Here is an 8,093-nt window from a genome sequence, read left to right as displayed (position 1 = left end):
ACCTTGACAGTAGGGTGGCCAAAGTTGTCTAATCATTAATACTGATTTGAACCAAAATGCTTTTGCCCACCCTACCACCTACCACCTTGACAGTAGGGTGGCCAAAGTTGTCTAATCATTAATACTGATTTGAACCAAAATGCTTTTGCCCACCCTACCACCTACCACCTTGACAGTAGGGTGGCCAAAGTTGTCTAATCATTAATACTGATTTGAACCAAAATGTTTTTGCCCACCCTACCTTGACAGTCAAGAATCTACTCTACACTCGACATTGAAATTGAATTCCTCGGCACTACCACCAATGCCAATGCCAGTTTCAAATATCTCGGCATTAGTTAAGGTAACTTTGTTCATGACAGCTCCAGACACATCGGTGTCGTAAAGCTTGGCCGCTGTCAAATTCACTTGGTTGAGATTAGCACAGTTTAAACTAGCGTTGGTGACAAAGGCTTGGGTTAAGTTAGCCCCGTTTAAGTTGGCACCAGTCAGGTCAGCACCTTCTAGGTTGGCTTCAATTAAGATTGCTCCTTGCAGGTTAGCATTCCTCAAATCAGCCCCAAGTAGATGTGCACCCGATAGATCCGCTCCTTTTAAATTACACCCTGGACATTCACCAGTTGAAAGCAACTGTTGCACCTGGTCTGGGTTTTCAGCTACGGCTGAACCGGTGAAGAACAGAGAAGCGACTAAAGTTAGCGTTGCCAAAATATTGAATTTCATTTTTGGCCTCCCTAGAAGTTAAATCATCAGGATGTATTTGTTCATCCCAATTTCATTATAACCGATTAGTGGTGCGGGATTATAATGATGATTTGTTAAGGTTAGTTATGGAATTAATCCTTAAATTGCTGAGTTTGTTAAGAAAAGACACACAATTGTGAAAGTTAAGGGATTATGGTGCTAAGAGATTAAGCGATCGCCTAGTCCCACTCGTTGTCCAACTTGGAGGGTGGTCACCTTCTCTCCCAATGCGGCCACGGTACCAACTACCTCGTGACCTGGTATAAATGGATACTGAGTTAGTCCCCACTCGTTATCCAACATACTCATGTCGCTGTGGCAAATACCACAGTATTCCACATTGATTTCTACTTCCTCTTCCCCCAAAACCCCTGGGTCGTATTCAAAAGGCTTCAGTTCTCCACCAGGTTCGTGGGCTGCGTAGGCTCGAATCATTGTTTGAATTTATGGTGTGAATTTATGTCTTCATTTATAGCAGTTTTAATTTGGGAGTCGGGAGTCGGGAGTCGGGAGTCGGAACCCACCCCTAACCCCTCCCAGGAGGGGAACGGGAGTCGGGAGTCGGGAGTCGGGAGTCGGGAACAGGGAAAATTTAATAGGAATGCACTGCATTAATACAGGGAATAAAATTTCCATAATCATAATACTGTATATTATAACTTTAAAAAAAGCTAATTAAAGCTGATTTATCATAATCTAAAAAACGTTTACAGCGGTTTTTTCCATTCATGAGGTACACAGAATTTTTTTCCGATTCCCCATTCCCCATTACCCATTCCCCATTACCCATTCCCGATTCCCGATTCCCGATTCCCGATTCCCGATTCCCGTTCCCCTCCTGGGAGGGGTTAGGGGTGGGTTCCGATTCCCGATTCCCGATTCCCGATTCCCGATTCCCCATTCCCTACTCCCTGCTACCTGTTATTGTGAATTTTCAGTAAAGTCTTTGTAAAGAATTTGTAAATTAATCCAACTGCAATATATTTCCTGGAATAATCAGCTTGTAGGGTGGGCAAAAACAGTTTGATTGTTTTAAGTACTCACGAAATCATGACTTTGCCCACCCTACTACTGAAATAATCAGAAAACTCGATAGCTGATTGATTGCAATGAAACCTCCGATTTCCCGACTGGTGCCAGCAACTAGCCTTGTGCTGTATTCTCTACTAGCTGCAACTACGGCATTAGGGCAAATTACTCCAGATAATACCCTAGGCAATGAAAGCTCTGTGGTAACGCCCAATGTGAATGTTAACGGTGCCCTGGCAGATTTAATTGAAGGTGGCGCGATTAGAGACAGTAATCTTTTCCACAGCTTTTCAGATTTTAATGTGGCCGAGTTCGCAGGAGCTTATTTTGCTAATCCTGCTGGAGTTGCTAACATCCTGAGTCGGGTAACGGGAGGTAATGTTTCCAATATTTTGGGGACTCTGGGAGTATTGGGAAATGCTAATTTATTTTTGATTAATCCCAACGGTATTGTCTTTGGTCCCAATAGCAGACTGGATGTGGGAGGTTCATTTTTTGGGAGTACTGCTGATAGTGTCTTGTTTGAAGATGGCACAGTTTTCAGCACTAAAAATCCCAATCAAAAACCGTTATTGACCATTAATATTCCATCTGGTTTGCAATATGGTTCCAATCCTGGAAGTATTACTAATCATTCTAGTCATGATTTTGGGGTACGACGTAATGGTCTTGAGGTACCAGATGGTCAAACCTTAGGGCTAATTGGTGGTGACATTAATATTCCTGGTGGTGGCTTAAGAGCAATCGATGGACGAATTGAGCTGGGAAGTGTTGGTGCTAATGGTGTGGTCAAGCTGACGCCAAGGGATAGTAGTTTTGGGTTGGATTATTCAGCAGTTAACGAGTTTCAGGATATTAGTTTGTCCGAGGGTGCTCTTGTTGATACCAGTGGTGAAGGTGGTGGGAGTATCCAGATGCAGGGGGGTAATGTGAGTTTACGCGATCGCTCTTTTATTTTTGCGGATACCAACGGCAGTGGCAGTGGCGGTGGGATAGAGGTTGGAGCTTCACAGTTCAGTCTTGAGGGTGGTTCTGGAATAACTACGGATGTATTTGGCTCAGGACAGGGGGGAGATTTGACAGTGGATGCCACTGAATCTGTTGGAGTAATTGGTGTATCGGCTAATGGTACTTTCAGTTTCTTGGCAGCCAGAGTTTTTCCAGGAGTAACAGGAAATGGGGGAGATGTAAGTATTACCACTGGGCAGTTAATTGTCTCTGATGGAGCATTTGTTTCAGCTGACACTTTTGGTGAAGGGGACGGTGGAAATTTGACAGTGAATGCCTCCTCTAGTGCTGAACTTAGCAGCGGCTTGTTTGCTCGAACTTTTGGGACAGGAAAAGCGAGAGAGTTGAATATTACCACTGGGCAGTTAATTGTCAAAGATGGAGCACAAGTTTCAGTTAGTACTTTTGGTGAAGGGGACGGCGGAAATTTGACAGTGGATGCCGACTCTATTCAACTGATTGGTACCTCAGCCGATGGTCGGGTTCGCAGCGGCTTGTTTGCTCAAGCTAATGAAGACTCAACAGGAAATGGGGGAGAGTTGAATATTACCACTGGGCAGTTAATGGTCTCTGATGGAGCACAAGTTTCAGTTGGCACAAGCGGTGAAGGGGATGGGGGAAGCTTAAGTGTGAATGCCTCTTCTATTCAACTGATTGGTAGCTCAGCCAATGGTCTGTTTGGCAGTGGCTTGCTTGCTCTAACTGAAGCGACAGGAAATGCCGGAAATTTGAGTATTACCACTGAACAGTTAATTGTCAAAGATGGAGCATTTGTTTCAGCTAGCACTTTTGATGAAGGGGACAGCGGGAATTTGACAGTGGATGCCGACTCTATTCAACTGATTGGTACCTCAGCCGATGGTCGGCGTGTCAGCGGCTTGTTTGCTCAAGCTAATCGGGGAGCAACAGGAAATGCGGGAGAGTTGAATATTACCACTGATAAGTTAATGGTCTCTGATGGAGCCGTTGTTTTAGCTACCACAAGAGATAAAGGGGACGGCGGAAAGTTGACAGTGGATGCCGACTCTATTCAACTGATTGGTACCTCAGCCGATGGTCGGCATGTCAGCGGTTTGTTTACTGAAACTGAAGGGACAGGAAAAGGGGGAGATTTGAATATTGCCACTGGGCAGTTAATGGTCTCTGATGGAGCATTTGTTTCAACTCGCACTTCTGGTGAAGGGTACGGCGGAGATTTGACAGTGGATGCCGACTCTATTCAACTGATTGGTACCTCAGCCGATGCTGAGTTTCTCAGTGGCTTGTTTACTCAAACTCAAGGGAAAGGAAATGCGGGAGATTTGAAAATTACCACTGGGCATTTAATTGTTGAAGATGGAGCACAAGTTTCAGCTAGGACTCTTGGTGAAGGGGACGGAGGAAATTTGATAGTGGATGCTTCCTCTACGGTTGAACTGATTGGTACCTTAGGCGATGATGAGTTGATCAGCGGCTTGTTTACTGAAGCTCAAGGGACAGGAAATGCAGGAGAGTTCTTGAATATTACCACTGATAAGTTAATCATCTCTGATGGAGCAGTTGTTAGTGCTAGAAGTTTTGAAGAGAGAACTTCAGCAGGCGAAGTAAAGATTAATGCCAACTCCATCTTCCTTGACAACAATGCCAGGATCACAGCAGAAACAGCAGGAGGAAACGACAGCAATATTAGGCTGGAAGCTGGTGATATCCGACTCCTCAACCGAAGCTTGATTCTAACTGACGCTGAGAATACAACCACTGGGGGCAATATATTTATTGATACTGATACCCTAGTTGGTCTGGGAAATAGCGACATCACCGCCAATGCTCAACAAGGCCGAGGAGGTGGTGTTGAGATTAATGCCAAGGGCATCTTTGGTTTAGAGTTTCGAGACCGTCTCACTTCAGACAATGACATCACTTCCACCTCCGAACGTGGCTCATCCTTCAACGGTGAGGTAATCCTCAACATCTCCCAGATAGACCCCACCTCAGGCTTAAACGAATTGCCAGGAATCCTGGTCGATGCAGAAGCGATCCTGGCCAATGACCTTTGTGGCTTTGAGAATGATCGCATTGCTGGGGGCAGTTCCTTTACCATTATCGGCAAAGGCGGTTTACCACCCACTCCAGAAGATCCAGTGATTAATGCCCACAGGACAGTCAGGTGGCGAACTCGTCCCAGGTTACCCAGCACCAGAAAACCATTAGAAGCCCAAGCAAACGCCTTTGGCCACGCTACGGGAACAGTCAGACCCCCTCAAGACAAAAAAGTGATTATCGAAGCCCAAGGCTGGGTAGTAGCAAAGGATGGCACGATTATTCTGACGGCGCAACCGTTTAACGGGACTCCTGTGGAGCAGATATTGCCCAATCTTGATTGTCATTCGGGAAGGGGGAATAGGGAACAGGGAACAGGGAATAGGGAATAGGGAGTAGGGAGTAGGGAAGAGTAATATATAGCAATTCTCTTTCCCATGAGGTACAAAGGGATCCCCCTAAATCCCCCTTAAAAAGGGGGACTTTGAGATTGATAAGTGTACCTCCTACATGCAATAAAACCTATATAATTTTTATTTAAGTTGTGAACATACTCTCTTAAAGAAAGGCAAGAGGCAAGAGTTAATAAACTATTATTATAGTACTATTCCCGATTCTAAATTCTAAATTCTAAATTCTAAATTCTAAATTTTAAATTCTAAATTCTAAATTCCCTTAATTATTATGAAAAAACTATCATTTCTAATTGCTATTGCATTAACCTGCTTCCTACCATCCGGTAAAGCCTTATCAAACTCTGTTGTCATCACACCCAATTCCCGACTCCCGACTCCCGATTCCCGATTCCCGATTCCCGATTCCCGATTCCCGATTCCCGATTCCCGATTCCCGATTCCCGATTCCCTAGACCAACAAGCCCAACACCTCTATGAAACAGGTCAATATCAAGAGGCGATACCGTTGTTGGAGCAACTTATTAGTAACTACACCGACAGTGGCGACCTTATTGGTGAAATTAACGCCTTAGTAAATCTAGCTTTAGTTTATCAAACCTTGGGAGACCTAGACCAAGCTCAAGAAACACTATCCCAGAGTTTTAGCCAAATATCAAAACTTGATAATACCAAAGAACGTCAACAATTAAGATCCCAAACTTTAGAAGTCCAAGGACAAATATACTTATCTCTAGGTCAGGGGTCAAAAGCCTTATCAATTTGGCAGGAAACTAGTGTTATTTACCAAGATATCGGAGACTTAACTAGATTCACAGAAAGTCAGATTTACGAAGTCCAAGCCTTGCGAGTATTAGGATTATATCATAAAGCGACTAAAACCTTAACTGAAATCCAGGAAACTCTCGAAAACCAACCCGATAGCGCCCTGAAAAGTACCGCCCTCCAATACCTAGGTGATGTGCTGCGCCGAGTAGGTAAATTCAAAGAATCTAAAGCAATTTTACAACAAAGTTTAGCGATAGCGGAAAACTTACGAGATCAGACCTTGATTGCTGATAATCTGATCAGTTTGGGCAATACCGCTAGATTAAAAGGAGACACAGCAGACGCTTTAGAGTTCTATCAACGGGTTGTGGAGGAATCTCCCTTAGCTGATATGAAAATTCAAGGGCAATTAAATCAACTGAGTATAGTGATAGCTCAACAAGAGTGGTCACAAGCCAGAGAATTATTGCCTGCTATCGACAATAGTTTAACTAAATTATCTCCCAGTAAAGCTGCAATTTATGCTAGAATTAATCTAGCTAAAACCCTATTAAAACCGACAACATCACAACTCACATCTCCCAAAGATATTGCTACTTATCTCGCTGATGCTATTAAGCTAGCTAGGAATTTAGGAGATAAACGAGCGGAAGCGGAAGCGATCGGTAACTTGGGGACTTTATACGAATACAATCAACGTCTTGATGAAGCGGAAGACTTAACCGAAAAAGCGTTACTAATTTCTCAAGAAATCCAGGCTCCGGATTTAGCCTATCAATGGCAATGGCAACTGGGGAGAATTCTGAATCTAAAACAAGATAAGAAAAACGCGATTGCCGCCTATGCTCAATCGGTGCAAACCCTCAAATCTATTCGTAGCGACCTAGTCGCGATTAGTAGCGATATTCAATTTGGGTTTCGAGAAAGCGTCGAACCAGTCTACCGAGAATTAGTAGGACTACTGCTGGAACCGAATGCATCTCAAGAAAACCTCAAACAAGCACGAGATGTAATTGAATCCCTACAACTAGCAGAACTAGACAACTTCTTTCGGGATGCTTGTCTAGATGCTAAACCTGTTAATCTCGACGAAATAGACCCCAACGCCGCTATATTCTATACCATTATCTTGCCAGACCGCCTGGAAGTAATTGTCACTTTGCCCGGACAACCCCTGCGCCAGATTACTACTAACTTACCTCAACCAGAAATAGAACAACAACTGGCTTCGGTAAACATCAATATTATTAATTCTTGGCGAGGTCTGAGAAAGGACAACTTACAAACAATACACGACTGGTTAATCGGTCCGGTTGAAGTCGAATTAGCCAACAGTAACATCCGCACCCTAGTATTTATTCCCGATGGGGGTCTGCGCGATCTTCCCATGTCGGTGCTTTATGACGGGGAACGCTATTCCATCGAGAAATACAGTATTGCGGTAGCACCTAGTTTACAACTAATCGACCCTAAAGCCAATGTCAGACAAAACGTTTCAGTTCTAACTGCTGGAGTTAGCGAAACTCGTCCCCATCGTCCCAATTTAGGAGCACTTCCTGGGGTGAAGGTGGAATTAGAGAATATCAAGGGTCAAATTCCTTCATTGATTTTACTCAATGAGTCCTTTACTGAATCCAACTTCAATACAGTAGTTAATAGCTCTGGTTACGAAATTGTTCATCTCGCCACTCATGGTCAAGTTAGTTCAGTAGCGGAAGAAACCTTTCTGCTGACCTGGGATGACGTGATCAATCTCAATGAGTTAAATACTCTGATCTCAGCGGATCAAAAGCAAGAAAATCCGATTGAATTACTCGTCCTCAGTGCTTGTACGACCGCCGTGGGAGACTCCCGAGCAGCGTTGGGATTAGCTGGTATCGCCGTGCGTGGGGGGGCACGCAGTACCATTGCCAGTCTCTGGACTGCGGACGATCTTGCTACTACAGAGTTAATGACTCGGTTCTATCAGAGGTTAGCCACAGGCCAGGTTACCAAGGCTGAAGCTTTGCGACAAGCTCAACTGGAGCTGTTGCAGAGCGAGGCATTTAATCACCCCATTTACTGGTCGGCTTTTATTTTGCTGGGAAATTGGTTGTGAAAAGTAGGGAGTAG

At 44.2% G+C, this 8,093-nt stretch carries 5 protein-coding genes and 1 pseudogene; 3 read left to right on the top strand and 3 right to left on the bottom strand.

Annotation, left to right across the window (positions count from 1 at the left end):
* Positions 1 to 249: 249 nt before the first annotated feature.
* From F6K63_RS14975 to F6K63_RS14965, 3 genes and pseudogenes are all read right to left on the bottom strand, one after another.
* On the bottom strand, positions 250 to 723 hold the full coding sequence (locus F6K63_RS14975) for a pentapeptide repeat-containing protein (protein WP_008190303.1): 474 nt from the start codon (positions 721 to 723) through the stop codon (positions 250 to 252).
* A gap of 198 nt (positions 724 to 921) precedes the next feature.
* Positions 922 to 1,179 (bottom strand): annotated as a pseudogene (locus F6K63_RS14970) (alcohol dehydrogenase catalytic domain-containing protein); the annotation flags it as partial.
* 45 nt (positions 1,180 to 1,224) lie between these two features.
* The gene (locus tag F6K63_RS14965) at positions 1,225 to 1,380 is read right to left on the bottom strand and encodes a hypothetical protein (protein WP_287312554.1); all 156 of its coding nucleotides are present in this window, start codon (positions 1,378 to 1,380) and stop codon (positions 1,225 to 1,227) included.
* 92 nt (positions 1,381 to 1,472) lie between these two features.
* Here F6K63_RS14965 and F6K63_RS14960 point away from each other — a divergent pair, with 92 nt between their 5' ends.
* The 3 genes from F6K63_RS14960 to F6K63_RS14950 all read left to right on the top strand — a co-directional run bounded on the left by F6K63_RS14960 (position 1,473) and on the right by F6K63_RS14950 (position 8,079).
* Positions 1,473 to 1,685: a hypothetical protein gene (locus F6K63_RS14960; protein ID WP_287312553.1), complete on the top strand. Its 213-nt coding sequence runs from the start codon at positions 1,473 to 1,475 to the stop codon at positions 1,683 to 1,685.
* A gap of 168 nt (positions 1,686 to 1,853) precedes the next feature.
* Positions 1,854 to 5,192 (top strand): two-partner secretion domain-containing protein, encoded by a 3,339-nt coding sequence (locus F6K63_RS14955; protein WP_287312552.1) that lies wholly within the window; start codon positions 1,854 to 1,856, stop codon positions 5,190 to 5,192.
* Positions 5,193 to 5,484: 292 nt separating this feature from the next.
* Complete coding sequence (locus tag F6K63_RS14950; protein WP_287312550.1) at positions 5,485 to 8,079, top strand: CHAT domain-containing protein; 2,595 nt, start codon at positions 5,485 to 5,487, stop codon at positions 8,077 to 8,079.
* Positions 8,080 to 8,093 lie beyond the last annotated feature (14 nt).

It is taken from the genome of Moorena sp. SIO1G6 (assembly GCF_010672795.1).
Classification (GTDB): Bacteria; Cyanobacteriota; Cyanobacteriia; order Cyanobacteriales; family Coleofasciculaceae; genus Moorena; species Moorena producens.
The sequence above is the reverse complement of the archived record's forward strand: the minus strand, read 5'-3'. Positions and strand labels throughout refer to the sequence as shown.

Coding starts and splice junctions, on each gene's coding strand:
- F6K63_RS14960 (WP_287312553.1), top strand. CDS start 1,473: ATGAGGTACACAGAATTTTTTTCCGATTCCCCATTCCCCATTACCCAT.
- F6K63_RS14955 (WP_287312552.1), top strand. CDS start 1,854: ATGAAACCTCCGATTTCCCGACTGGTGCCAGCAACTAGCCTTGTGCTG.
- F6K63_RS14975 (WP_008190303.1), bottom strand. CDS start 723: ATGAAATTCAATATTTTGGCAACGCTAACTTTAGTCGCTTCTCTGTTC.
- F6K63_RS14950 (WP_287312550.1), top strand. CDS start 5,485: ATGAAAAAACTATCATTTCTAATTGCTATTGCATTAACCTGCTTCCTA.
- F6K63_RS14965 (WP_287312554.1), bottom strand. CDS start 1,380: ATGGAAATTTTATTCCCTGTATTAATGCAGTGCATTCCTATTAAATTT.